Source organism: Cryobacterium roopkundense (assembly GCF_014200405.1).
GTDB classification, from domain to species: Bacteria; Actinomycetota; Actinomycetes; order Actinomycetales; family Microbacteriaceae; genus Cryobacterium; species Cryobacterium roopkundense.
In genome coordinates this window covers 3283304-3306552 of sequence record NZ_JACHBQ010000001.1, presented here as the reverse complement: position 1 = coordinate 3306552, position 23249 = coordinate 3283304, and the positions used below count along the sequence as shown (strand labels likewise).

26 protein-coding genes and 1 riboswitch are annotated in these 23249 nt (G+C 69.5%); of the genes, 13 read left to right on the top strand and 13 right to left on the bottom strand.

Annotated features, from left to right (window positions below):
- Window positions 1-36: 36 nt before the first annotated feature.
- Window positions 37-142: riboswitch (TPP riboswitch) on the bottom strand.
- Window positions 143-289: 147 nt separating this feature from the next.
- From BJ997_RS15425 to BJ997_RS15400, 6 genes are all read right to left on the bottom strand, one after another.
- Entirely contained in the window at window positions 290-529 is a 240-nt protein-coding gene (locus BJ997_RS15425) for a MoaD/ThiS family protein (protein WP_035836143.1), read from the bottom strand.
- Window positions 529-804 carry a DUF6457 domain-containing protein gene (locus tag BJ997_RS15420; RefSeq protein WP_035836142.1) on the bottom strand — a complete coding sequence of 92 codons (276 nt, stop codon included), beginning with the start codon at window positions 802-804 and terminating at the stop codon, window positions 529-531. Before BJ997_RS15420 ends, BJ997_RS15425 begins: the two co-directional genes overlap by 1 nt.
- Window positions 801-1436 carry a molybdenum cofactor guanylyltransferase gene (gene mobA / locus BJ997_RS15415; protein ID WP_035836141.1) on the bottom strand — a complete coding sequence of 212 codons (636 nt, stop codon included), beginning with the start codon at window positions 1434-1436 and terminating at the stop codon, window positions 801-803. The genes BJ997_RS15420 and mobA overlap by 4 nt, the downstream gene beginning before the upstream one ends.
- A gap of 221 nt (window positions 1437-1657) precedes the next feature.
- Window positions 1658-2170, bottom strand: a complete 513-nt coding sequence (gene moaC, locus BJ997_RS15410) for a cyclic pyranopterin monophosphate synthase MoaC (protein WP_035836140.1) — start codon at window positions 2168-2170, stop codon at window positions 1658-1660.
- Window positions 2167-3591, bottom strand: coding sequence for a molybdopterin molybdotransferase MoeA (locus BJ997_RS15405; protein WP_084141142.1), 1425 nt, complete (start codon window positions 3589-3591; stop codon window positions 2167-2169). Before BJ997_RS15405 ends, moaC begins: the two co-directional genes overlap by 4 nt.
- Window positions 3592-3594: 3 nt before the next feature.
- On the bottom strand, window positions 3595-4806 hold the full coding sequence (locus BJ997_RS15400; protein WP_084141141.1) for a ThiF family adenylyltransferase: 1212 nt from the start codon (window positions 4804-4806) through the stop codon (window positions 3595-3597).
- A 135-nt stretch (window positions 4807-4941) separates the two neighbouring features.
- On the opposite strand from BJ997_RS15400, the gene BJ997_RS15395 reads away from it, so the two are divergent.
- The 4 genes from BJ997_RS15395 to BJ997_RS15380 all read left to right on the top strand — a co-directional run bounded on the left by BJ997_RS15395 (window position 4942) and on the right by BJ997_RS15380 (window position 8099).
- Window positions 4942-5346 (top strand): TOBE domain-containing protein, encoded by a 405-nt coding sequence (locus BJ997_RS15395; RefSeq protein WP_035836139.1) that lies wholly within the window; start codon window positions 4942-4944, stop codon window positions 5344-5346.
- Complete coding sequence (gene modA / locus BJ997_RS15390) at window positions 5343-6098, top strand: molybdate ABC transporter substrate-binding protein (protein ID WP_035836138.1); 756 nt, start codon at window positions 5343-5345, stop codon at window positions 6096-6098. The genes BJ997_RS15395 and modA overlap by 4 nt, the downstream gene beginning before the upstream one ends.
- A 109-nt stretch (window positions 6099-6207) precedes the next feature.
- Window positions 6208-7038 carry an ABC transporter permease gene (locus BJ997_RS15385; RefSeq protein WP_052542124.1) on the top strand — a complete coding sequence of 277 codons (831 nt, stop codon included), beginning with the start codon at window positions 6208-6210 and terminating at the stop codon, window positions 7036-7038.
- On the top strand, window positions 7038-8099 hold the full coding sequence (locus BJ997_RS15380) for a sulfate/molybdate ABC transporter ATP-binding protein (RefSeq protein ID WP_052542123.1): 1062 nt from the start codon (window positions 7038-7040) through the stop codon (window positions 8097-8099). The genes BJ997_RS15385 and BJ997_RS15380 overlap by 1 nt, the downstream gene beginning before the upstream one ends.
- Before the next feature lie 88 nt (window positions 8100-8187).
- Here the strand turns inward: BJ997_RS15380 and BJ997_RS15375 are convergent, their stop codons facing one another.
- From BJ997_RS15375 to BJ997_RS15345, 7 genes are all read right to left on the bottom strand, one after another.
- A complete protein-coding gene (locus tag BJ997_RS15375) occupies window positions 8188-8856 on the bottom strand; it encodes a dihydrofolate reductase family protein (RefSeq protein WP_084141140.1) in 669 nt (222 codons plus the stop codon).
- Window positions 8857-8945: 89 nt separating this feature from the next.
- A complete protein-coding gene (locus BJ997_RS15370) occupies window positions 8946-9530 on the bottom strand; it encodes a hypothetical protein (protein ID WP_035836137.1) in 585 nt (194 codons plus the stop codon).
- On the bottom strand, window positions 9527-13459 hold the full coding sequence (locus BJ997_RS15365) for a type VII secretion protein EccC (RefSeq protein ID WP_035836136.1): 3933 nt from the start codon (window positions 13457-13459) through the stop codon (window positions 9527-9529). The genes BJ997_RS15370 and BJ997_RS15365 overlap by 4 nt, the downstream gene beginning before the upstream one ends.
- Window positions 13456-14352, bottom strand: coding sequence for a P-loop NTPase family protein (locus tag BJ997_RS15360; protein ID WP_035836135.1), 897 nt, complete (start codon window positions 14350-14352; stop codon window positions 13456-13458). The genes BJ997_RS15365 and BJ997_RS15360 overlap by 4 nt, the downstream gene beginning before the upstream one ends.
- Window positions 14353-15669 (bottom strand): EsaB/YukD family protein, encoded by a 1317-nt coding sequence (locus tag BJ997_RS15355; protein WP_035836134.1) that lies wholly within the window; start codon window positions 15667-15669, stop codon window positions 14353-14355.
- Window positions 15666-15959, bottom strand: coding sequence for a hypothetical protein (locus BJ997_RS15350; RefSeq protein WP_035836133.1), 294 nt, complete (start codon window positions 15957-15959; stop codon window positions 15666-15668). The genes BJ997_RS15355 and BJ997_RS15350 overlap by 4 nt, the downstream gene beginning before the upstream one ends.
- Complete coding sequence (locus BJ997_RS15345; RefSeq protein ID WP_035836132.1) at window positions 15949-17031, bottom strand: RDD family protein; 1083 nt, start codon at window positions 17029-17031, stop codon at window positions 15949-15951. Before BJ997_RS15345 ends, BJ997_RS15350 begins: the two co-directional genes overlap by 11 nt.
- Before the next feature lie 158 nt (window positions 17032-17189).
- Between BJ997_RS15345 and BJ997_RS15340 the strand changes: the two genes are divergently transcribed.
- From BJ997_RS15340 to BJ997_RS15300, 9 genes are read left to right on the top strand one after another with little or no spacing between them, the layout of a single operon-like run.
- The gene (locus BJ997_RS15340) at window positions 17190-17534 is read left to right on the top strand and encodes a hypothetical protein (RefSeq protein WP_420827186.1); all 345 of its coding nucleotides are present in this window, start codon (window positions 17190-17192) and stop codon (window positions 17532-17534) included.
- Window positions 17535-17546: 12 nt separating this feature from the next.
- A complete protein-coding gene (locus BJ997_RS15335) occupies window positions 17547-17867 on the top strand; it encodes a pore-forming ESAT-6 family protein (protein ID WP_183323587.1) in 321 nt (106 codons plus the stop codon).
- A gap of 60 nt (window positions 17868-17927) precedes the next feature.
- Window positions 17928-18287, top strand: a complete 360-nt coding sequence (locus BJ997_RS15330) for a DUF6507 family protein (RefSeq protein ID WP_035840430.1) — start codon at window positions 17928-17930, stop codon at window positions 18285-18287.
- Window positions 18287-20428, top strand: a complete 2142-nt coding sequence (locus tag BJ997_RS15325; protein WP_035840427.1) for a hypothetical protein — start codon at window positions 18287-18289, stop codon at window positions 20426-20428. The genes BJ997_RS15330 and BJ997_RS15325 overlap by 1 nt, the downstream gene beginning before the upstream one ends.
- Before the next feature lie 8 nt (window positions 20429-20436).
- Window positions 20437-21174: a hypothetical protein gene (locus tag BJ997_RS15320; RefSeq protein WP_035840424.1), complete on the top strand. Its 738-nt coding sequence runs from the start codon at window positions 20437-20439 to the stop codon at window positions 21172-21174.
- 2 nt (window positions 21175-21176) lie between these two features.
- Window positions 21177-21491 (top strand): hypothetical protein, encoded by a 315-nt coding sequence (locus BJ997_RS15315; RefSeq protein ID WP_152602362.1) that lies wholly within the window; start codon window positions 21177-21179, stop codon window positions 21489-21491.
- Window positions 21488-21805: a hypothetical protein gene (locus tag BJ997_RS15310; protein ID WP_035840416.1), complete on the top strand. Its 318-nt coding sequence runs from the start codon at window positions 21488-21490 to the stop codon at window positions 21803-21805. The genes BJ997_RS15315 and BJ997_RS15310 overlap by 4 nt, the downstream gene beginning before the upstream one ends.
- A gap of 26 nt (window positions 21806-21831) precedes the next feature.
- Entirely contained in the window at window positions 21832-22890 is a 1059-nt protein-coding gene (locus tag BJ997_RS15305) for a DUF6177 family protein (RefSeq protein ID WP_152602361.1), read from the top strand.
- Complete coding sequence (locus tag BJ997_RS15300) at window positions 22887-23237, top strand: hypothetical protein (protein ID WP_035840410.1); 351 nt, start codon at window positions 22887-22889, stop codon at window positions 23235-23237. The genes BJ997_RS15305 and BJ997_RS15300 overlap by 4 nt, the downstream gene beginning before the upstream one ends.
- Window positions 23238-23249: the final 12 nt, after the last annotated feature.

Here is a 23249-nt window from a genome sequence, read left to right as displayed (position 1 = left end):
CAACCGGTGGCGAAGGCAGACCCGTGCGTTCGATGATTAACCGACCGCGGACATCCCTTCGCCAGTGCTAACTGGATCAGGTTCGACGGGTGTTATCTCAGCACGTGTCGGTCCAGCCGACGTGGCACCCCGTGTCACTGCTACCGACCATATTGCGTCGGCATAACTCCTGCAAATCGGCACGGCCTGGCCGGACTGCCGCGGGATTCCAAGGAGGAATTGTGGCCGGCCCAGATTCTGCAGGAGTTATGCCACGGTGAAGCGGATGCCGCGGGCCGGGCCCGGCGGGTCAGCCGCCGGCGAACGGGGGCAGCACGTCGACCGAATCCGTCGCTGTGAGCTGCACCGCATCATCCGAGGCCCTGGCACCGTTCACAAGCAGCGAGCAGAGGCCGAGAACGCGCGCGAATTCGGCGCCGTAGAGCCTCACGAGTTCGGCTCGGAGGTCGCCGATGCTGTTCGCGTCCACGGCGGCGCCGTCGGTCCCGGCGGCCTCGGCGGCGCCGGCGAAGAATCGAAGTGTGGCCATCAGTGCTTCTCGCCGGTCCAGCCGAGGGCGAGCTTCGTCGCGTCGCTGCAGGCCCGCTCCACATCCTCACGGGTGCCGCCGTTCTGTGCGGCGGCGAGGCCCACCAAGAATGTGCTCAGCGGGGCGGCCGGCCGGGCCACATTGTGGGCCACGTCGCGGGCCACGTCGAGCAGGGCAGCAATGGGGACCTCATCGGCGTCGAGCCCGAGCCGTGCGGCCAGGGCCACGAGCCACTCCTCGAGGGCTTCGGGCGGCAGGGGTGCTGGGGTGCTCATTCTGGGCTCCTCGGGCTCTCGGGTGCACCGGTCAATCGCGCAGTGCTGTCTAAAACATCCTGCCATGTGTCCACGTCACGCGCGGCGCCGGCTTCGTCGCGGATGCCACGCAGCGTGAGGCCGCCGAGAAGCTGGCGCATGCTCGCGCCCTGGACGCGCGACTCGAGGCTGTTCATCGCCTCAATCAGTGCTTCTGTTCGGTAGGCGCCGGCGAGCCATTGGGCCTGTCCGTTGGCGTCCTCGAGGTATATGCCCTGGACGGCATGTGGTAGGTCCGCCAGCGTTGCGAGCAGGCTGCGCGCGGCATCCGCTGCCCAGGGCAGGTCGCACGCCAGCACGAGCAGCCAGTCGGGCCGGTCGTTCTCAAGCGCAGTGAGGCCCGCGGCGATGCCGGCGACCGGACCACCGAACGGGGGATCCTCGAGGGCCCAGAGGGTATCGGCGGCACCCGCGGCCGGGCGGGCCTCCTCGGGGCCTACGATGACGACCCGTCGCACGAGGTCGCGGGCGTCGAGCACCCGCGAGAGCAGGGTGCGCCCGGCAACCTCGACGGCCGGTTTGACGGCGCCGCCGAGCCGGCTGCCTCGCCCGCCGGCGAGCACGATGAGGTCCACCGTCGGCGCGGCGCTCATGGTCGCGCCCCTTGTAGCGGCGCGCTACCGCCACGGCGACCGCGGGGCGCGGTAGCGGCGCGGAGGCACTCGGGGGCGGACGGCGCGAATTCGGCGTGCGACCGGCATGGCGCGGCGCTGCCGCAGCGGCGGTAGCGCACGGCCGGAGCGGCGCGCCTGCGGTGGCGCTCCGCAGATGACGGGCAGCGGATGCCGCGTCGCGGCGGGAGGGCGCGCATCCGCTAGTCGGTGGCCCGGTGCCAGTCGCCGGACTTACCGCCGGTCTTGGCGAGCAAGCGCACGTTTTCGATGGTGACGGACTTGTCGAGTCCCTTCACCATGTCGACCACCGCGAGGGCGGCCACCGAGACGGCGGTGAGTGCCTCCATTTCCACTCCGGTGCGGTCCGCCGTGCGCACCGTAGCGGTGACGCTCACCCCGTGGTCGCCCACGATCAGGTCGACGACGGCACCGTGCACGCCGATCACGTGTGCGAGGGGCAGCAGGTCCGCGGTCTTCTTGGCGCCCTGGATGCCGGCGATGCGCGCCACGGCGAGCACGTCGCCCTTCGGCGCTGTTCCGTCACGCAGCGCTGCGATCACCTTCTGGCCGCAGCGCACGAAGCCGGCGGCGGTGGCGCTGCGCACTGTCGGCGTCTTCTCGGTGACGTCGACCATGCGGGCCTGGCCGGCGGAGTCGAGGTGGGTGAAGGGCTGGGCGGCCGCGGAGGCGGTGGCGTCGGCGGCAGGGTTCATGATGTCAGCATGACAGTCACGAGGTCGCCCCCGCTAATCTGAGTCGTGTCTTCAGCCACCATGGCCAGACCGTTCGACTGGCCGAGCCCGGCCACGAGGTGCGAACCAGAGCCCCCCGCGGCAGCACGCCGAACGACGGTTCGGTCGCCGTCGTGTTCGACGATCACGGGCATGTACTGCGCGCGTCCGGCCGGGGATCGCCAGCCGTCGGTGACGGTCGCCACGACCGTGGGCCGGTGCAGGTCGGTGTGGCCCTGCATGCGGCGCAGCCCGGGGCGCACGAACACCTCGAATGACACGTAAGCGCTCACCGGATTTCCCGGCAGCGCGAAGATGACGGGCCCGAAAGGCGCGGGCATGCCGTCACCGGTCGCCTGCGGAGCGGATGCCTCGTCGTTCGACCCTGCCGCGCCGGGAAGGTCCGAGGCGGGTGTATCCGCAAGCGCGGGCAGCCGGGGAAATTCTCCCTCGTCTGCAGAGTCCTGCGGTTCCGGGCTCGGCCAACGCCCGAAGCCCTGCGGTTTGCCCGGCTGCATCTTCACCGGTCCGAAGCGCACAGTGCCGAGCGGGGCGAGTACGGCCTTCACCACGTCGTAGGCGCCCACGCTCACGCCGCCGGAGAGCACTATCGCGTCCACGGTGTCGGCAAGGGAGGCGAGCAGCTCTCGCAGGGTGCGTTCGTCGTCGGGCACCGCGCCCACCCGGATCGGAGTGCAGCCGGCTTCCGCGACCGCGGCGGCGAGCAGGTACGAGTTGGAATCGGGGATCTGCCCGCGCCGCGTCGGGTCACCGGGAGTCACGAGCTCGCTGCCGGTGGAGATCACGGCCACGCGCGGTGCGGGATGAGCGAGCAACATCGAGGTGCCGGCACTCGCCGCAGCAGCCACGCGCGTGGGCCACAACACGCAACCGGCGCGCAGCACCGTGTCGCCCGCGTGGGCGTCTTCGCCGGCACGCCGGATGTGGGCGTGCGGTGCCGGCGCCCGGGTCACGGTGACCCGTTCGGTTCCCTGGTCGGTGTCCTCGATCGGCACGATGGCATCCGCTCCATCGGGCAGCGGCGCGCCGGTCATGATGCGTGCCGTCTCGCCGGGGTCTATCCACGGGTTCTCGGCCGTGCCGGCGGCGAGGTCGGCGATCACCGGCAGCACGATGGGATTCGCAGCGCTGGCGAGCAGCAGATCGGCGCGGCGAACTGCATAGCCGTCCATGGCCGAGTTGTCGAAGGGCGGGGTGTCGGTCGCGCTCACCACGTCCTCGGCGAGCACGAGCCCGAGAGCGGCGTCGAGCGACACCACACTCGGGGCCAGTACATGACAGCCCTCCAGCACGGCCACGAGCTGTTCGGCCACACTCCGAGCGGATGCCGCCGGCGCGCAGGCATCCACTGTCGGGTTGCCCGTGGCCGGGTCTTCAGCCATTGGTCAGCGCCCGCTCGTCGGCGAACCGGCGGTCGGCAGGGTCGCCCAGCGACCGCCGAGGCCGGGAACCTCGCCTGCGGCGACGGCAGCTTCCCACGCCACGATGCCGCCGGTGAGCACCGATACATCAGTGAATCCGGCCTGGAGTAGGGCGGCGGCGGCCCGGTTCGCGCGCGTGCCGGCATGACAGTGCACCACGAGGGGCAGGTCGCGGGGGAGCGTCGCCTGGCCGTCGGCGGTCAGCAGGTCGGCGAGGGGCAGCAGGCGCGCATCCGGAATCGAGATCTCGGCGTGCTCGCTCGGCTCACGCACGTCGACAACGAGGAAGTCGTCGTGCCCGGCGGCGCGCGCGGCCATCCGGGTGACCAGGTCGTGCGTGGTGACGGCGGGCAGCCGCGCGGCCTCGGCCGCCTCTCCCGGTGTCGGCGCCGCGGCAATGCCGGTGCCCACCAGTGGAACCTCGCTAAACCGGCCGGAGAGTGCGTCGATCACGAGGATCCGACCGATCAGCGGCGTGCCTATGCCGGTCACGAGCTTGATGGTCTCGGTGGCCATGAGCGAACCGACCTGGCCGCAGAGCGCGCCGAGCACGCCGGCGTCGGCGCAATTGGGCACCTCGCCCTCGGCGGGCGGCGTGGGGAACAGATCGCGCAGGTGCACGCCGGTCACGCCGCTGCCCGCGGGCGGGGTCGCCCAGAACACCGTCAGCTGCGCGTCGAACCGCAGAACGGATGCCCACACCAGCGGAATCCCGAGCGCCGCGCAGGTGTCGTTTACGAGAAAACGTGTGGGGAAGTTGTCGGTGCCGTCGATGACCACGTCGTACCCGCCGAGCATGGTTGCGGCGTTCGCGGCCACCAGGCGCTCGCTGTGCTGGATGATCGTGGCCTCGGGCGCGATACGTGCGATCGCCTCGGCGGCGCTCGCCGCTTTGGGGCGACCGACATCCGCTGTGCCGTGCACGATTTGGCGTTGCAGGTTGCTGGGTTCCACGTCGTCGTCGTCGACGATGCCGATGGTGCCCACGCCGGCGGCCGCGAGGTACAACAGGGCCGGCGAGCCGAGCCCGCCGGCACCGAGCACGAGGATGCGGGCGTTGGCCAGCCGGCGCTGGCCGAGCTCGTTGAGCTGCGGCAGGCGGCGCTGGCGGGCGGTGCGTACGGATTCGGCGGCGCTGAGCCGATCAACGGGCTCGACGAGAGGAGGAATAGCCATGTTGTTAAGGCTAGGCGTTCGCGGCCGCGCGTGCGACCCGGGCCTGGTCGGCGCCCCAGCTCGCGCGGGTTGGTGACGGCGGCACAAGCCAGAAGACCTGTCGCAAGGCGCAGATGCGGTGATAAAGTTTAATTCATGACGCATTATCGGATCAGTGAGGCGGCCGAGCTGCTGGGCGTCAGCGACGACACGGTTCGACGGTGGGTCGAAACCGGGCGAATGGATGCCGCGGCGGACTCCGCCGGACGCCTCGCCATCGAGGGCGTCCAGCTCGCCGCCTTCGCGGTGGTGCAGGCGAGCACCCCGGCCGACCCGTCGACGGTCGGCCGCAGCGCCCGCAACCGGTTCGTCGGCATCGTCACCGGCATCACCATGGACACGGTCATGGCCCAGGTCGAGCTGCAGTGCGGCCCGCACCGCGTGGTCTCGCTCATGTCAAGCGAGGCGGTGCGCGAACTCGGCCTCGAAGTCGGCTCGCTCAGCGTCGCCGTGATCAAGGCCACCAACGTGATCGTCGAGACCCCCGGCCGCACGTCATGACAGCCCGGCGGGTACTTCCCCTGATCGCTGCCGCCTTATTGGTAGTCCTCACGGCCTGCGCCCCCGCGGCCACGACCCTCGGCCAGACGATCACGGTGTTCGCGGCTGCCTCCCTGAAGTCGTCGTTCACGCAGATCGCGACCGCCTACGAATCTGAACACCCCGGCACCACCATCACCCTGAACTTCGCGGGGTCATCCGACCTTGTCACCCAGATCACCGAGGGCGCCCCCGCCGACGTCTTCGCCTCAGCCGACAGCATCAACATGGCCAAACTCACGGACTCCGATCTCGCGGAACAGCCCATCGACTTCGCCACGAACACTCTCACCATCGCCGTGCCGCCGGCAAACCCCGCGGGCATCGAGGGCTTCGCCGACCTCGCCCGCCCCGGGGTCAAGACCGTCGTCTGCGCCCCGCAGGTACCGTGCGGCGCCGCCACCGCACAACTCGAAACCACCACCGGGGTCACCCTCACCCCGGTCAGCGAGGAATCGTCGGTCACCGATGTTCTCGGCAAGGTGAGCTCGGGAGAAGCGGATGCCGGCCTCGTCTACGTCACGGATGTGCGCTCGGCGGGCACCAGCGTTCAGGGCATACCCTTCCCCGAATCGACGGAAGCGGTGAACCGGTATCCGATCGCCGCGCTGGCGGCGTCGAGGAACCCGGCCCTGGCTAGCTCGTTCACGCAGTACGTGACCGGTTCACTCGGGCAGAAGATCCTGCAGGAGTCGGGCTTTGGCGCACCCTAAAGACCCGCGCCGTGCGGGCTCTCCCGAAGGCGCCGGAGTGAACCCTGCCGCTGGCCCCGCGCGCAATCAGGGCTCGCGCGTCACCTCGTCTCGTCGGCGCCCCGGTCTCATGGCATCCCGCCGACGGCGCAGTCACACCCGTATCGACGCGGTTCCGCGCTGGGTGCTCGGCGTCGCAGCAGTCGGTGCGCTCTTTGTGCTGCTGCCCTTGGTGGCCATGGTGAGCAGGGTCAACTGGGGGAGCTTTCTCGAGCTCGTGACGAGCGAATCATCCGTTGCCGCCCTGATGCTGAGCCTGCGAACCTCGAGCGTCGCGACGATTATCTGCGTCGTCGTCGGCGTGCCGATGGCCCTCGTCTTGGCTCGCACCAGGTTTCCCGGGCAAAGGCTGCTGCGACCGCTCGTGCTGCTTCCGCTGGTGCTCCCGCCCGTCGTGGGCGGCATCGCCCTGCTATACACCTTCGGACGCCGCGGCCTGCTCGGTGAGACCTTAGATGTGCTGGGCATCCAGATCGCCTTTTCGACCACCGCCGTCGTGCTCGCCCAGACCTTCGTGGCCCTCCCGTACCTGGTCTTGAGTCTCGAGGGCGGGCTGCGGGCTGTCGGCACCCGCTACGAAGCTGTCGCATCCACTCTCGGCGCGGCGCCCACCACGGTGCTGCGCCGGGTCACCCTACCGCTCGTGCTGCCGGCGCTGGTGTCGGGCGCCGTGCTCTCGTTTGCCCGCGCACTCGGCGAATTCGGCGCCACGCTCACCTTCGCCGGTAGCCTGCAGGGCGTCACCCGCACGCTTCCGTTGGAGATCTACCTGCAGCGCGAGACCGACCCGGATGCAGCCGTTGCCCTCTCTCTGGTGCTCGTGATCGTGGCGGTGCTCGTGGTGGGCTTCGCGCACCGCGGCGCCAACCCGGCCACCGGGTTTCTGCGCAGGGACGCCTGATGCTCAGCATCGACGCGACCATGCCCGAGCGCGGCCTCGACATCTCGTTGCGTGTCGAGCGGGGCGAAACTGTCGCCATTCTCGGCCCGAACGGCGCCGGAAAATCCACCGTACTGGGCATTCTCGCCGGCCTGGTGCGCCCGGAGTCCGGCCACGCCCACCTGGCGGGCCGTACCCTCTTCGACCTGGGAGCGCCCGGCCCGGCCCGCCCCGCACCGTGCTGGGTGCCCCCGCACGCACGCGGTGTGGCCCTGCTCCCGCAGGAGGCGCTGCTTTTTCCGCACCTCACGGCCGCGTCCAACGTGGCCTTTGGCCCGCGCAGCGCCGGTGCCGGTCGGCGGGAGTCGCATGCCCAGGCCCTGCACTGGCTGCGGGAGGTCGATGCCGTCGAACTCGCCGGCCGTCGCCCCACGGAACTCTCCGGAGGGCAGGCGCAACGCGTGGCCGTGGCCCGCGCCCTCGCGGCGCAACCACAACTCCTCCTGCTCGATGAGCCCCTCTCGGCCCTGGATGTGGCAGCGGCCCCGCTCGTGCGCCGCATGTTGCGCCGCGTGCTCGCCAACCAAACCGTGCTGCTCGTGACCCACGATGTGCTCGACGCCCTCACCCTCGCCGACCGCGTCGTCGTGATGCACGACGGGCGCATCATCGAAGAAGGCCCCACCCGTGACGTGCTCGAACGCCCTCGCACTCGCTTCACCGCCGACCTCGCAGCCCTCAACCTCGTCACCGGCACGCGCACCCACGTCGGAGTGATGACGGATGCCGGCGCATCCGTCATCCTGCCCCTCGCCACCGACACCCCGCTGGGCACGCGGGTCGGCGTGGCCGTTCGCCCCGCGAACGTCGAGGTCTCCCTCCTCGAACCAAGGGGCCTGAACCTCACCGTGTTCCCAGCCCTGGTTCGAGACCTCGAACCCCGCGGCGACGTCGTGCGCGTGAGAACCGACGCACTCTTCGCCGACCTCACTCCGCGGGCCATCGCCGATCTCGATCTCGAGCCGGGCACCCGCGCCTACTTCTCGTTCGACTCCGTCGACGCCGTCACCTACCCGCTCTGACCTTCTGCACTTCAGGCACAACCGGAGTTTCTGAGCCACGCGGGTGACCCCAGCCACCCCACACGGTGTGTCTCGAGCAACACCGGTTTTAGGCGAGGGAGGCCGAGGCGGAGGAGACGGCCCGCGCGACCTGCGCGGCACCCGACAGGGCGAACGATCCGGTCGTGAAGGCGCCCGCTGGCCGGTAGACGTGAACGGCCACGCCGGTGCCGGTGATCCGGGTCTCGACCAGGCGCAGGGACTTGGTGAGCGGATGCGTGGGGAAGAGCCGTTTACCCGCCCCGAGCATCACCGGGTACACCCACATGCGGTACTCGTCGATGAGGTCGTGCTCGATCAGGGTTTGGGCGAGGTCGCCACTGCCGTGCACCTGGATCTCCCGGCCCGGCCGACGCTTGAGCTCCCGGATCTGGTCGACCACCTTGCCGCGTAGCACCGTCGTGTTCTGCCACAACGGATCTTGCAGCTTGCTCGAGGCCACGTACTTCGGCAGCGCGTTGAGGGGCCCGGCCACCGGGTGGTGGGCGTCGGTCACCCGGGGCCAGTAGTTCGCAAAAATGTCATAGGTCTTGCGGCCGAGCAGAAAGCAGTCGGCCTGCGAAAACCACTCGGCCACCCACCCGAACCCCTCGTCATCGGCGAAGGGGACCTGCCAGCCCCCGCGGTCGAAACCATTGCTGCGGTCTTCATCCGGCCCGCCGGGTGCCTGCATGATTCCGTCGATCGACAGAAAAGTGGTGATGGTGAGAATGCTCACGGAAGGCCTTTCCTCGGCGGCGACGCAGCCGCGCGGCTGCGGGTTTCCCGCCGACCATACCGCCGTTCGCTCGCTCTGGGGAGTGCCGATTACCTCCGATACAACCCGATCAGCGAGCGGATGCGACGGGCCACCAGATCACCGGCGGCCAGGGTCCGCCGGTGCAGGCGGTGCGTGGCTATGCGCCCCGGCCCGGCGAGGGCGGGGTCGTGCGGCATGACGAGGATGATTCCGCGACCGTAGCTCGTGTGCACCGTCTCGATCAGCGCCCGGGTGCGGGGGCGGCCGAACGTGGAGGTGCACACCACGGTGACCCTGGCGAGGCCGGCCTGGCCGTAACGTTTGCGGATGGCCTCGAGCACCCCGGTGACGGCGAGGAGCCCGAGAGGGGTGTTCGCCGTCACGAGCACGGCCAGGGTCGTGGGCGACTCGAGCAGGTCGAGGCCCTCGCCGTCGGCGTGCGGGCCGAGGTCGTGCAGCAGGAGGTCGGCGTCGATGACCTCCGCGTCGTCGCCGCGGGGCAGCCGGGCGCCGAGGTATCCGGAGGTGTGGTCGCCGAGCGACGGTACTCCCGCGGGCGTCGAGAGCAGGTCGAAGAGCAGCGCGGTGAGGGTGGTCGTTCCCACCCCGCCGGCCGTGCTCGAGAGCACGATCCGCAGTGGCGACAGGCTCACGAGACCACCTCCGGCACCCGGGCCTGGGCGATCTGCACGATGCGCGGCCGGTCGCCGCGGCGCACGAGCCGACCGCGACCGGGCGGCAGCTGCTCGGCATACACGCCGGGCGAGATCTGACCCTCGGAGCGTTCGCCGCTCAGAATGAGGCTCGTGGCGCCGGTGTCCCGCAGCGACTGCAGCACCACGTCGTAGAGCGCCCGGGTGGCGCCGGCGACGGGCCGGGTGACGAACACGTTCAGGCGCAGCTCGCGGGCGCTCGGCAGGAACGGCAGCAAGGGGTTCAGGGGTTCGGTTCCGCCCGAGGCGAGAATGTCGAGGTCATCCGCGATCACCACGATGCGCGGCCCCACCGATCGGTCAGCGGATGCCTGCCGACGGCCGAGTTCTTCGGCAATCGCGGTGGCGAGGGTGCGGGCCTGGCCGCTGGACTCGGCGAGGCCGCCGAGGTACTCGTCGGGGCACGCCGACGAGAGCTGCCCGCGCACGTCCATGATCGCGATCACGAGCTCGTCGGGCGTGTACCGGTCGGTCAGTCCCTGGATCACGCCCTGCAGCAGGGTCGACTTGCCGGAGCCCTGATCGCCGAACACCAGCAGGTGCTGGTCGGCCGAGGCGAAGTCGAGGTACGCCGGCTCCATGGTGTCCTGCCGCAGGCCGAAGGGCACCGCGTCGGGCGAGTCGATCGCATCCGGCAACTCCTCGGCAGAGAAGCTCTCCGGCAGCAGCCGGATCGGCGCGGCCGACGGGCCTTCCCAGCTGTGGGCCACCCGAGCAGCGAGGGCCTCGAGTTCGTCGCCCACGAGCTCGTCGGCGGTGTCGTCGAGCACCGGCAGGGCGATGTGCGCGAACAGGCCGGTGTCCGTGAGGGCCCGGCCGGGCTGGTCCACCCGCAGGGTCGCGGCGAGCTTGCGGCCCATCTGCGAATCCATCGGGTCGTTCAGCCGCAGCTCGATGCGGGTGCCCACGAGCGGCTGCTGCGCCATACGCAGCTCGTTCCAGCGGGTCATCGACATGACAACGTGTATGCCGAAACTCGACCCGCGCTGCAGCAGATCGTAGAGCGCGGGCTCGAGCTCCTCGAACTCGGAGCGCAACGCGCCGAGGCCGTCCACGAGCAGCACGATGTCGGCGGCCACCAGTTCAGGCACTTGGCCGGCGGCGTGCAGCGCCCTCATGGTCCCGAGCGAGTCGATGCCCCGCTCGGCGAACAGCCGCTCGCGGGTGGCGAGCATAGCGGCAAGTTCCTCGAGCAGGCGCCGCAGCCTGTCGCGGTTGGAACGGGTGGCGACGCCTCCCACGTGCGGGAAGCCCGCGATGCGGGTGAGCCCTGAGCCGGTGAAGTCCATTGCGTAGATGCTCACCTGCCGGGGGGTGTGCGTGAGCGAGAGCGACACGGCCATCGTGCGCAAGAACGTGCTGCGCCCGGTCTGCGGGGCGCCGAAGACGGCGAGGTGGCCGCCGCTGCGGGTGAGGTCGATCAGCCACGGGTCCTGGCGCTGCTTCTCAGGTTCGTCGAGCAACCCCATCGCCACCTGCAGCGCCGCCGGGGTCTCATCGGAGACGATGCGGGCCAGCGCGAAGCGTTCCGGCAGGGGGGAGAGCCAGATGGGCGGCACCGTCGTGCCGGAGCTGCGCAGTTCATCGACCGCGGCGTCGACGAGCACGCGCCCGGTGGTCGGCCGGGCGAGGGCCTCCTCCGCCGTCACGGTGTCGTCGCGGCGGCCGAGACCGTTGTAGAGCGGCAGCGGGCGGGCCTCGAGGCGTTCGCCGGTGGCATCCGCTGGCCCCACGTCAGATTCGGAGACCGGCCCCGACACGTAGCCGGAGCGGAACCGCCGATACACCGAGGTGTCCACCTTGAGGTAGGCGTAACCGGGGATCGCCGGCAGGTGGAACGCGTCGGGTGTGTCGAGCACGATCGAGCTCTCGGAGGCGGAGAACGTACGCAGGCCCACCCGGTACGACAGGTAGGTTTCGAGGCCGCGCAGTTTGCCGGCCTCGATGCGCTGGCTCGAGAGCAGCAGGTGCACGCCGATCGAGCGGCCGATGCGGCCGATCGTGAGCAGCAGGTCCACGAAATCGGGTTCGGCGGCGAGCAGCTCGCCGAACTCGTCGATCACGATCAGCAGGTGCGGCAGCGCGGGCAGGTCGGGCCGGGTGGCCTGCAGCTCGCGGTAGTGCGTGATCGACGGCGAATTGTCGGCGTCTTTCAGCAGCTGCTGGCGGCGCACGACCTCCCCGGCGATGCTCACCCGCGCCCGCTGCGTGAGCTGCGGGTCGTCGGCGAGGTTGTCGATGATGCCGGCCACGTGCGGCAGACCCGCGAAAGGCGCGAAGGCCGCGCCGCCCTTGTAATCCACGAGCACCATGCTCACGTCTTCGGGCCCGTGCGAGAGCGAGAGCGCGAGAATCAGGGTGCGCAGCAGCTCGCTCTTGCCCGAACCAGTCGCGCCGATGCACAGGCCGTGCGGGCCCATGCCGAGCTGGGCGGATTCCTTGAGGTCGAGCAGCACGGGCTCACCGAAGTCGTCGAGGCCGATCGGCACGCGCAGAAAGTCGCGCGGCGAGCGGGTTTCCCACGCGGATGCCGTGTCGAACGTCGAAATGTCGTCGATCTTCAGCAGCTCGGCAATGTCTACCGCGCGGGCCGATTCCACCTCGTCCTGGCGGGTGAGGTTGAGCCGCAGCGGCGTGAGCATGCGCGCCACGGTCTCGAACAGCGCGCCCGAGATCTGGTCGAGCACTGCGTGCTGAACCGGCACCTGGCCTTCGGCGTCGTCGCGGGCATCCGTGATATCGGCCTGCCCTTTGCCCACAGTCACGCGAATCGTCACGTCGGAGGGCTCGTGCAGCCGGTCGCTCAGGAGGTGAATCATGGTGATCTGCAGGTCGGTCGGCGTGAGGTCGGCGTCGGGCACCGGCAGAGCGGATGCCACGTGACCGTAGTCGTCCACAAAGATGATCAGCCGCGAATTCTCGGCAGCGGCGCCGTTGCTGCCGCTGCGTTTGGCGGTGGCGGCGAGTTGGGCACGGTCGCCGAGTTCCTGGCCGAGCACCTTGCGCAGAGACTGCGTGTCGGGTGCCACTCGCCGCGCGGGAACCGGTCCGTCGAACGTGGATTCGTCGACGAAGTGCGGCAGCAGGTCGACGCCGCGCCAGTCCTCGGCGGCCGAGGACGGGTAGGCGATGGCCATCTGCACGTCGTCGGGGGCGTGGAACGCAGCGAGCTGCAGGATGAGGGCACGGGCCGCCCGCACGGCATCCGCTCGGTCGCCGATGATGGCCACCTTGCCGGCACCGTTGAGCCGCAGGTCTATCGGCATGCCGCGCACCGTGGAGTAGTGCTCCACGACCTGGCCGGCTTCCCCGGACAGGATCGGGTCGAAGGGCTGTACCGGATTCTGCTCGGCGGGAATGGCGAGGTCGAACCAGGTGCGGTCGCCCACGCCGAGGCGCGGGCAGAGGAAATCGGTGTGGTGGCGGCGGCGTTCCCAGAGGCGGCCCGGGTCGCGCACGAGCTCGATCAGGGCGGCCGGCTCGGGGCCCAGCAGCCCGGCGAGGTTGCGCACGTCCTTGCCGCGCTGCCGCATGCGGGCACGCAGGCGTTCGAGGTAGTCGAGGTAGCGCTCGCGCTGCACGCGGCGGGTGCGGGCGGCGTTGCCGCGCTGGGTGAGGGCCATGGCGAGGCCGCCCACGATCGCGACAATCAGGATGAGCGCGCCGATCACCATGAACAGGGCGTTGCCGCGCAGGGTGACCATCATGATCACGCTGGTTCCGGCGCCGAGCACGGGAATGAGCGCCTGGATGGGAACGCCGCCCTGGGCGCCGTCCTGCATGGCGGGTGGCGGGGAGATGATCTCGGGTTCGGGCCGCCGCAGCGGGCGGGTCACCCGGGTGGGGCGGTGAACGAGCTTGAGCGTCATCGAATGGCCTCGAGTGTCTGGTGGGTGCTCGGCGTGCCGGGGGCGAGCAGGGACCGTTGCGCCTCGGCCATGATGGTGCCGGCGAGCACGGCGTGACTGATGCGGGTCTGCGCGGTGGTGTGTACGCTCGCCACCGGGGTGGCGGCGCCGGCGGCGGGGTCGTGCGGGATGCGGATCACCGGCACGCCGAGGGTGCGGGTGAGGTTCATGGTGGGGGCCGAACCGCGGGTGCCGCTCACGTTCACGATCACGAACACGATGCGCAGCCCATCGCCCTGTCCCTGCAGCGCCGGCACGATGGCCGCCGCCTCCTCCACGGCGTGGCGTTCGGAGCGGGTGACAATACACATCACATGGCTCGCGAGGGCCACCTGCGAGAGGTCAACCTGCCAGCCCCGCACCCCCCAGTCGGTCACGACGAGGTCGAAGAACCTGGAGACCGGATTGATGTGGTCGAACCAGGTTCGGCTCGGCGCGGGCGTGGTCGGATGCGCCGGGTGGCGCAGGTCGAGCCCGAGCAGCCCCGTGGGCGAGACGGGCAATTGCGCTGTGGCCTGCTCGGCGGAACGCGGCGCGGTCGGCAGCGTGCGGCCCACGGGGCGCCCGGCATCGCTCGTGGGCACCCCAGCGTGCCAGAGCACGTTGTGGGTTCCGGCGGAGGCGTTGACCGCGAGCACGAGTCCGGAGCGCCGGTGCGCCACGATACTCGCGAGGTTCGCCGCCACGGTGGAGGCGCCGCTTCCGCCCGCGGCCTGCACCACGCCGATGCGCCGGTTGAGGGTGAGCGGTGCGCGCACCGCGGCATCCGCTGCCGTGAGGTCGTGCAGGCGCGCGCTTGCGCTTCCCACGAGGGCGAGGGGGAGCGAGCGCAGCCCGGCCGCGAGGCGGGACACCTAGAAGGTTCCGAGCAGATCGGGGTACACGCCGAACACGCCGAGCAGCACCGGGAGCAGGGAGACCACGGCGAGCATCTCGATGCCGTTGCCGAAGCGTCGCAGCCTGGCACGCGTGTGCGGCGGGGGAGTGAGGGCCACTGAAATGAGCGTGATCGCGGCGAGAACGATGAGCGCGGCGATCGACACGGCGCCGTCGTCGTGCGCGACGGCCACCACGACAACGGCCACGAGGGCGGCGCCCCACAGTGCAATCGCTTGCACGGCCAGCGGGAAAGCGCGGGTGCGCAGCGCGGTCACCACGGCGAGGGCGGCGCCGAGCGCGATCGCCCAGCCGTTCTCCGACACGGCGAGCAGGCTCGCGGTGCCGGCGAGCGGCAGCGCCACGGCCACTGTCGACCAGGTGAGGGAGCGGTAGGCGTCGTTCACGGTGGTGAGCACGACGTCGCGGTGGGTGAGGCGGCCGGCGATCACGAGGTCGTCGAGTCCGGTGAGACCCGAGCTGTTCATGGCGTACCAGGGCAGCAGTCCGCACATCACGGCGGCCGTAACGCCCACGATGCCGGCGGTTTCGAGCACGCTGATGCCGGTGAGCGGCAGCAGCACGGCGAGGGCGAACAGGGCCAGGGCAAGGGCGCTCGCCCGCAGCGCCGGCCGCACGGCGAGACCCACACCGAGGGCGATACCCACCGTGAGCCACGCCAGTCCGAAACCCACGATGACCGCGACGGCGAGTGGCGGGACCGAGATCCAAACGGATGTCTGCGCCACGGCGAGTGCGGTGGCCGGAACGAGTCCGAACGCGGCAGCCGTGAACCCGATCGCGGTCCAGCGTCGCGTGGTGTACCCGAGGATCGCGGCGATCGCGACGCAGCCGAGGAACAGCGCCCCGAACAGCAGGTACGAGCCAGGGGCAGCGTCGGCGGCGAGCCAGGCCGCCGTACCGGTGAAGGCGCCGATCATCACCGAACCGACGCCCTGCCGGTGCGGGAGGCCCCAGAGCCCGCGCCGGTCGTCGCGCGCCTCCGCCACGACATCGGTCACGTCGGCGACCTCGGGCGGGGCTGGCGCTTCGTCCACCCGCAGGAGACGCAGCAGCTCGCCGGCGGCGACCTTCTGGTCGGCAAGGGTCAGTGCGGTGTCGAGCTGCTGGCCGGTGGCGCGCATCAGGGTGAGCGGCCGGGCGACCGAGCCGGTGTGCTCGTCGAGAAGGTCCATCAGCTGCGGGATGAGCGCGGCGATCGTCTCCTCGTTGGGCACGACGATCTCGGCCTTGCGGGTACGGCCCACAATGGTGAGCCGGGTGAATCCACTCACGGGGTGTCCACTTCTGCTGGGGTCGCTGGGGTCGACGGGGCGGGTGTGGGGGTCTGCACGATCTGGGTCTGCGCGGCGGCGGCGCGCTGCTGCAGCAGGTCCACCACGAAGGACACCCCGATGCAGCTGGCGCAGAGCACGGCGGCGAGCACCATGCTGCCGATCACGCGCCGCACGTTATCGTTGGCCACCCGGCGTTCGGAGAGCTCACCGAACAGGAAGGCGGCGCGCAGCCGGGACCGGTGGGTCTTGACGGTTTCGAGCAGTACGACATCGTGGTCAGAAGACATCCGCCGTCCTCCTGTCCAGGGTGTCGGCCGGCCCGGCGGCTGCCGATTCGCCGGCGGTGACGATGCCGCTTGCGCGCACCTCGAAGCTGCGGTCGCCGAGTTCCACGCTCCAGCCCGGGGCGGCGGCAGTGGGCATTCCCGGAATCAGCACGCGGCGCTCGCCGCCATCGGTCACGAGAGTCGTGCCGTTGGCGGAGCCGAAGTCGGTCACCCAGAGCAGTGTCCCCGACCACGTGAGCAGGGCATGCGTCTTGGAGAGGGTGCGCGAGAGGTCGGCCCAGGCGAAGAGCGGATGCACCGTGGCATCCGCTCGATTCTCCGGCCGGCGGCCGATCAGCAGCGACACGTCCACCTGCAGGATCTGCTCGTTGTCGAGCACGATCAGCACCGAGGGGGAGGTGAGTTCCTCTGGCGCGTAGCCGTCACTCACCGGCTCCGGTTTGGCCCGGCGCGGCCGCAGGGCGTCGGCCCGACGAGGGTCGGCAACGGCAGGGGGCAGAGCGGCTGCGGAACGCGGTGTCTCCGCGGAGACCGGTGCGGTGGCGGGGGCGCCGAGGCCGAGTTCGCCCGTGGACAGCGCGGCTCGCGCGCTCGTCAGCGGATCGCGGCCGCGCCGCAGGTCGGCGGTGAGCGTGGTGCGGGCCGGCGACAGGGCGCGCATGCCGGCGGGTGTGCCGGTGAGATCGTCGACGGTGCGCAGTCGCAGCAGGAAGCGGCCGAGCGTGCGGCCGAACCGGCCGAGCAGCACGGACTGCACCGCGACCAGCGCAAGGAGCGCCCCGCCCCAGAGCAGTGCAGGCGTGGAGTGCTGGCTGACCACTGCGGCGAAGAAGGAGACGATCGTGAGGGTGAGCAGCGCCGTGATCGGGGCCGTGTCGATGACGTGCGCCCAGTTGCGCCGTGTGGCGGATGCGGTGACGACCCCGCCGAGCATGCCCGAATACGCGCCGAGGGCGGCCCCCCGCACGGCGGCCACCCGCAGCACGCCGCAGCGGCTGCAATAGTCGTTTTGCACAAGCAGGCGTGCTCCGCATCGGCCGCAGCTGAGGGCGCCGATCAGTGCGTTACCCACGTGAGACGCACCCCAATTTCAGATTGCTGGCCGAGCAGGGTGTTGGTGCAGGCGATTCTTAAGTCCTACTGGACATGTACAAAAACTTCGCGAAGCGGTACCCCTTATTAATATGAGTAGCCTATCCTGAGGTTTCACCAAAACCTTGGGGGCTCTCGATGGCTGGCATGAAGTTTGCAATGGGATCCGACGTGCTGTCGCATCTCACCAAAAAGACAAGTACCTCGTCTGACGACCTCGGGTCGCTCGTGAAGCAGCTGTTCGAAGCGGCCGCGCCGCTCGAGGGGCGATTCAACGGTGCCGGTCGTGCCGCGTTCGACCGCTTCAAGAACGAGACCGACTCGATCTCCGCGGAGCTGAACGGCGCCCTGGGATCGATCCTCACCGGCATCGCCGGGCAGGACCTCGCGTTCGGCCAGGCAGACCAGGAGCTCGCCGACCAGACGACATCAGCACAATCCGGGGCGGGTTTCGACTCGGCACGGTTCGGTTCACGGGGATAGCGGGACACTCTCATGGCAACAGGTGGAAACGCGGCGGATCGTCGCGACTATGACATTGCGGCATCGCAGAATGCTCAGGACAACTTCAACGCGATAGCCGGGCGGCTTGAGGCCCTCATCGACCAGCGTGACGCCGACGTGAAGGCCCTGATGGCCGACTACCAGGCCGATGGTGTGTCGGAGGAGTACGCGTCGAAGGAAATTCGCTGGAACACGGTTGCGGGGCAGGTAAAGCAGATCATCACGTCGCTGCGTTCGTCGCTCGCGTCGAACGACGAGACCGCGCAGGCGGCTCTTGCTCGCGGTCGTTCCGCCGTTCAGAACATCGGATAGTCCCGTGCTCCTTCGCTGGTCGAGACCGCGCGACCTGTCGACGCCCAGCGGGAAGGGCACATGACCGGCTGGAGCATTGACCCGTCCGGCGTGCAATCTGTTCTCGCGTCCGTGGAAACCGCGGCGGCCGAGTTGCGCACGGCCCTCGACTCCGCATCGACCTCGTTTGCTGAACTCGCAACCGGTGCCGGTCCGAACATGGCCGACATCCCCGCAGCGATCCAGGCCTTGATGGAGAGCGAGCAGGGCCGCCTCACGGCGATCGGTAACCGGATCACTGCGGGATCGTTGGGTGCGAGCACGGCCACGATCGGCTACATCCAGGGGGACGAAGAAATGGCAGCCACCGCGCAGACGGCGGCCGGCCAGGCCGCGGCATCCGGAGACCTGTCGTTCTTCTCCTCGACCGGAACGCCCTGATGGCTGCGGCCACAGCCACGGTCTGTCAGGTCGACAGCGACCTGATCAAGCCCGAGATGATTCCCGGCGACGACATTGACCCGGCGGCAATCGCCGGTTCCGCGAGCGGATTCTCCGCCGCGGGAACCGCCGTCACCGAAAAGGGCGCGGCCGTCGTCACCCAGTGGGCGGCGCTGTCCGGCGTGTACGTGGCACCGGAAGCCCCCGAACTTCTCGACGTGATGACACCGGTCTCCGTCGATTCCGCCGCCCTGGGCCAGACACTGACCTCCGTGTCGAAGATCATCGCGGACTTCGCCGACCAGGTGGCGCCCCTGAAGTCCCGCCTCGCCGCGATCCGCGAAGATGCCCGCGCCTTCGTCGCTCGGGTGTCCGACGGCGTGACCGTGGACATTTGGGACAGTGACCACCCTGCCCGCGAGGCTGGCATCTTCAGCTTCATGGTCACCGACTTCGCCGACATGGGACCGCAGACGATCACCTGGCGTGAGCACAAGCCATCCGTGCAGGAGAACTCAGACCTGATCCACCGGGTGAACGCCGAGGCCGCGGCCCTCGACCAGGCGCGCGCCGACTGCGTGAATGCGATCAACGCCCTGCGCACCGATCAGTGCGTGGCCGGCGTCGTCGCGTACACGGCGGCGGACCTGAACGCGGAGGGCGTGACCCTGCCGTGGGGCGCGGCCACCGACGGCGACCGCTCCTGTTCGGAATCCACCGGCGACGCGGTCGTCGACTTCGGGAAGGGCTTCGGCGGGGCCGTCGTGGGATCGGTCGAGGGCCTCGGCGCGCTGTTCTCGTACAACGCGGCCACCGGCAACTGGGGCGACGGCGATATGGCAGGCCAGGCCTGGTCCGGCCTGGGCATGCTCGGTGCCGGTCTCGTACTCGCGGGCCCGATCAGCATCACCGCCGGCCTCATCCCGAAAAAGAACGTGCCCGAGTGGCTGCACGGCACTCAGGACTTCATCAACGGCTCGCAGGAACAGCTCCTCGCCGGGGTGAAGGGCATGGTCGCCTCCGACCAGTGGGCCGAGAACCCCGCCGGCGCCCTCGGCGCGACGACGTTCAACATCGGCTCGTTCTTCATTCCCGGTGCCGGCGTGGCGGCCGGCGGCGCGAAGGTCGCATCGATCGGCGGCAAGGCCGGGCTGGTCGTCGCCCACGTGGCCGAGGTAGTCCTGCCCGGAGTCAACGTTGTGTCCCGAGGAGCCGCGTCCCTCACCCTGCACGCGGGCCAGGGCCTCACCGTGCTCGCGGACGCCGCGAAACTGAACATCGCCGGCGGCGCTTCGATCGGTCGCGCGTCGCTCGCCCAGGCGATGCACTCCCTCGCCGACCAGATTCCCACCGTGCACATCGAGCCGGGCTTTGCCGCGGTCACCTCCGACGGCGCCGTCTTCGGAGCTCCGCCTCGCCTCGCCATCGGTGAGCCCGGCAGCGGCGGCCACGCCCTGCACACCATCGCCGACCGCGTCGACGCCCCGCGCGTGGATGCGCCCGTTCCTGCCGCCCCGAGCCACGTCGACGTGAACCCCACGAACGCCACACCGAGCACGGTCGCCGATGCGCCGGCCGGGGGCACCCACACCGCTGTACCTGACGGTGCTGTGCCTGATGTGACGGCACCTGATGGTGCTGTGCCTGATGGTGCGGCACCTGATGGTGCTGTGCCTGATAGTGCCGCGACTGACGTGACGGGGCCTGCGCCGGCCCAGACCGATTTTCACGTGCCGGGCACCGAGAAGACTATCGACCACGCCATTTATCAGGAAACGCTCGCGGCCAGCGTGCACAATGCGGATGCCGCAGAGGTCATGCTGGGCAAGTGGGATGGCGGCGGACCTACAAACTACGTGTCCCGGGCCGAGGAGGGCGGGTACGAGTACTTTAGCCTCGGCGACAAGTGGGACCCCATCATGGAGGCTCAGAAGCTGGACATGGCCGACATGTTCACCTCCTACAACGTTCCGTTCCTGGACGACGCGATCGCCGCGGGCAAGACGTTCCACTTCTCTCATGACCCGATTGGCGACACGGGGTCGCTGCTCAAGGAATTCGAGTATTTGAAGGACAGTGGCTATCGCTACGATCCGGAGACGATGACGGCGACACCACCTACGATACGATCGGGAGACTAGGCGAGGAGATGGCAGGTCAGTTGACGTTCGATGAGCTCTATGACCAGTTTGTGGCCTACTTTGGTCAACGGCTGGACGTGCCGACGTACAGTCCTGGATCGAAGACGGTCACGGGCGTGCTGTACGGGGCGATACTCATTCGGGCCGTGCTGAACCTCGAGGAGGACAGATTCAGCGCGGCAATCGTTGTCGGTGCCGCACACGAAGTCGTCAGGAGCCCGGGAGGCCACTTCGAGTGCGCCGGTGATCGGGAATCAGTTGTGGACGTCTTGCGCGCCGTGGATGAGTCCTGTCGCTTGCGACTTCCGGACGACTACCTGGCCACCTTTGACGTGCCCTTCGACAAGAACCTGCGCATTTTTGGGCCGCGGAGCACTCGCCCGCCGGCTCCGAGCATGCCGTACGGGGAATTCTATGGCTTCGCCCTCGACTTTTTCGGGCCGAGGTTGTCGTTCCCTACGAGCGACGAGAGCCGGCGAACATTGCGGGGCGTGTTGTATGACTCGCTGCTGTTCTCCTGCGGTTTTGACGAGCAGAGCTCGATGTTCAGCGCGGCCATTCACGTGGGTCCTGGCCGTGTTACCGGCAGCTTCCTGGGTCGCAGCGCGTCGATGAACAGCGATCGAGAGTCGATCGGGGAGAGCCTCCAGCTCGTCGATGACTACTGTCGCCTGCGGCTTCCGAGCACGTATGTGGACGTTTTTGATGAGGTGCACGGCACCTCGAGTGTCGTGCGGGAGAGGTGAGCGTGGCTCAAGACGCTGCAGGCGCACCCTCGCGAGATCCGCGTGAGGGACACAAATACTTTGATCTGGGTCGGGACTGGCAGAAGATCAAGGCCGAGCAGGGTCTGACCGATGACGACATGTTCGCCGCCTACATCGTGCCGTTTCTGGACGACAGTATTCAACGCCGTCAGGTGATCCGGTTCGCATCCGACCCTGTCGGCGACCCGGGTTTTCTGGGGCGCCAGTTCGAGTACCTGCTGCAGCATGGCTATATTTACGACCCGCGGGAACGAGCCGCGTCTCCGTCCTTACTCAAGCTAGGGAGTCAGACGTGAACGGCGACGAGTTTCTTGCGTTAGTCCGAGATTTCTTTGGTGCGAAAGCCACTCAGGTCACGGTTGACCCGTCCGGCTCGGTCGCGACGTGCGTTCTGTACGACTCGTTCGTGTTCACCTGTGGCCTCAACGGCGAGCACGGAACGTTCACGGGCGGCATCGAATACGACACCGGCAAGTACCTGACGGTCTTCCTGAACGAGCGGCTCTCCTTCAACACCGACCGGGAGTCAATCCTGCGAAACCTGCAGATCGTCGATCGCTATTGCCGACTGCGCCTTCCCGATAAATTCCTCGCCTCTTCCGGCGCATAGCAGGCGCGATGCGGGCGGGGGAATCGGTGACTGACAACGCGAGCCTGGAGCATCCGCTTGTCGACTTTGCGGGCGACGGGTACGTGGCCACCATCAGCGACGCGCCGCTCGTGGCAGCGACCGAAGGACTGGCGAGTCTCGCGATCGATGCGGCCGGGGTGGGCAAGCGCGTGCTGCTCGTGACGGGGCCGGAGTCGCGGGTGACCTTCGGCATGCTCCAGTTGCTGGCCGCCGTGCGGGGCGGGTGGGTGGTGCGCCGCTCCGACGGTGCCCTGCGCGACGGGCTCGCCGGCCACGCCATCGCGAACTTCGACGAGGCCTTCACGACGTCGACGGCGGATGCCGCGGCCGACTTCCTCGCGCCGGTGCCTCACGCGCAGGCCTGGCTGCAGATCACCGCGTCGGTGAACCACCCGGCGCGCGAGGAGACCACGCTCGGCGCCACGGTTGAGCTGCTCGCGGCGCAGCTCGCCCAAGCGGCGCCTGTGGCCTGGGGCGTGAACGAGCCGGCGGGCCTGCACTGGACCCGCGAGAACGTGACGCGATTCGTGCGGGGCCGCATGCCGCGCGAATCCAAGATCTACGTGGCCGGGCGCGGCGAACGCGCCATGACGGCCACGATGCGCGTGAGCCGCAGCGCGCGCGGCGTCACAGAGGAGACCAAGATGCTCGTGGCCCTCGGCGGCGACGAGGCCGTGGCCCGCACGCTCATCGACGCGGCGCCGGCCGTGCTCGGGCGGCTGGCCAATGCGCAGTCGGTGCTGGTGGCATCCGCTTTCCTGTTGCGCGGTCGCGCCGACCTGTCGATCGATCCCGTGCTGGCCGCGCCGCCCGTGCCGGTGGCGGTCGTGCTCGGGCCGCGTGCCGTGCAGGATCTGGGCATTGATCTGGCGGATGTCGCCGCTCGCTTCGGTGCATTCCGCGCCGGTCGGGCTCGCATCCCGTCGCTGGTGCTGCCTTTCACGCGCGAAGGACAGGGCAGCTGGCAGCAGTTCGTCGACCTGGCTGGCGAGTTCAACACGGTCGACGTGACGAAGGCGCTCGGCCTGCCGGGTTCTGATGCCGGCCAGGGAGGCGCCCGATGAGCCGGGAGCTCGTGATCGTGTCGCCGAGGCCGATCGACCTCGCCGACCATCTGATGGCGGCGGTGGAGATCGACCCGAACCTCGGGCTGCGTTCGACCTGGAGCGGCGGCGGCACTCAGGTGTGCTCGGCCGACGGCACGGCGCTCGTGACAGTGCTGGTTACGAAGGGCTTCGACGTGGCCGACGACGTGGAACGGCTGCTCGGCGTTCGCCTCGGTGCCGAGCAGGTGTTCTGGACCGAGCTGTACGCGCCGCGCGGTGCCGAGGGCGAGCGGGGGGAGCTGTTCGCGCGGGCGCTCGCCGGTGTGGTCGACGGCGAGCTGTTCGTGCGCGGAGTCGCCGGATAAGTCGCTGGATCG

Coding starts and splice junctions, on each gene's coding strand:
- moaC (WP_035836140.1), bottom strand. CDS start 2,170: ATGAACCCTGCCGCCGACGCCACCGCCTCCGCGGCCGCCCAGCCCTTC.
- BJ997_RS15340 (WP_420827186.1), top strand. CDS start 17,190: ATGGCTGGCATGAAGTTTGCAATGGGATCCGACGTGCTGTCGCATCTC.
- BJ997_RS15300 (WP_035840410.1), top strand. CDS start 22,887: ATGAGCCGGGAGCTCGTGATCGTGTCGCCGAGGCCGATCGACCTCGCC.
- mobA (WP_035836141.1), bottom strand. CDS start 1,436: ATGAGCGCCGCGCCGACGGTGGACCTCATCGTGCTCGCCGGCGGGCGA.
- modA (WP_035836138.1), top strand. CDS start 5,343: ATGACAGCCCGGCGGGTACTTCCCCTGATCGCTGCCGCCTTATTGGTA.
- BJ997_RS15365 (WP_035836136.1), bottom strand. CDS start 13,459: ATGACGCTCAAGCTCGTTCACCGCCCCACCCGGGTGACCCGCCCGCTG.
- BJ997_RS15335 (WP_183323587.1), top strand. CDS start 17,547: ATGGCAACAGGTGGAAACGCGGCGGATCGTCGCGACTATGACATTGCG.
- BJ997_RS15380 (WP_052542123.1), top strand. CDS start 7,038: ATGCTCAGCATCGACGCGACCATGCCCGAGCGCGGCCTCGACATCTCG.
- BJ997_RS15320 (WP_035840424.1), top strand. CDS start 20,437: ATGGCAGGTCAGTTGACGTTCGATGAGCTCTATGACCAGTTTGTGGCC.
- BJ997_RS15350 (WP_035836133.1), bottom strand. CDS start 15,959: ATGTCTTCTGACCACGATGTCGTACTGCTCGAAACCGTCAAGACCCAC.
- BJ997_RS15420 (WP_035836142.1), bottom strand. CDS start 804: ATGAGCACCCCAGCACCCCTGCCGCCCGAAGCCCTCGAGGAGTGGCTC.
- BJ997_RS15330 (WP_035840430.1), top strand. CDS start 17,928: ATGACCGGCTGGAGCATTGACCCGTCCGGCGTGCAATCTGTTCTCGCG.
- BJ997_RS15405 (WP_084141142.1), bottom strand. CDS start 3,591: ATGGCTGAAGACCCGGCCACGGGCAACCCGACAGTGGATGCCTGCGCG.
- BJ997_RS15325 (WP_035840427.1), top strand. CDS start 18,287: ATGGCTGCGGCCACAGCCACGGTCTGTCAGGTCGACAGCGACCTGATC.
- BJ997_RS15425 (WP_035836143.1), bottom strand. CDS start 529: ATGGCCACACTTCGATTCTTCGCCGGCGCCGCCGAGGCCGCCGGGACC.
- BJ997_RS15400 (WP_084141141.1), bottom strand. CDS start 4,806: ATGGCTATTCCTCCTCTCGTCGAGCCCGTTGATCGGCTCAGCGCCGCC.
- BJ997_RS15385 (WP_052542124.1), top strand. CDS start 6,208: ATGGCATCCCGCCGACGGCGCAGTCACACCCGTATCGACGCGGTTCCG.
- BJ997_RS15395 (WP_035836139.1), top strand. CDS start 4,942: ATGACGCATTATCGGATCAGTGAGGCGGCCGAGCTGCTGGGCGTCAGC.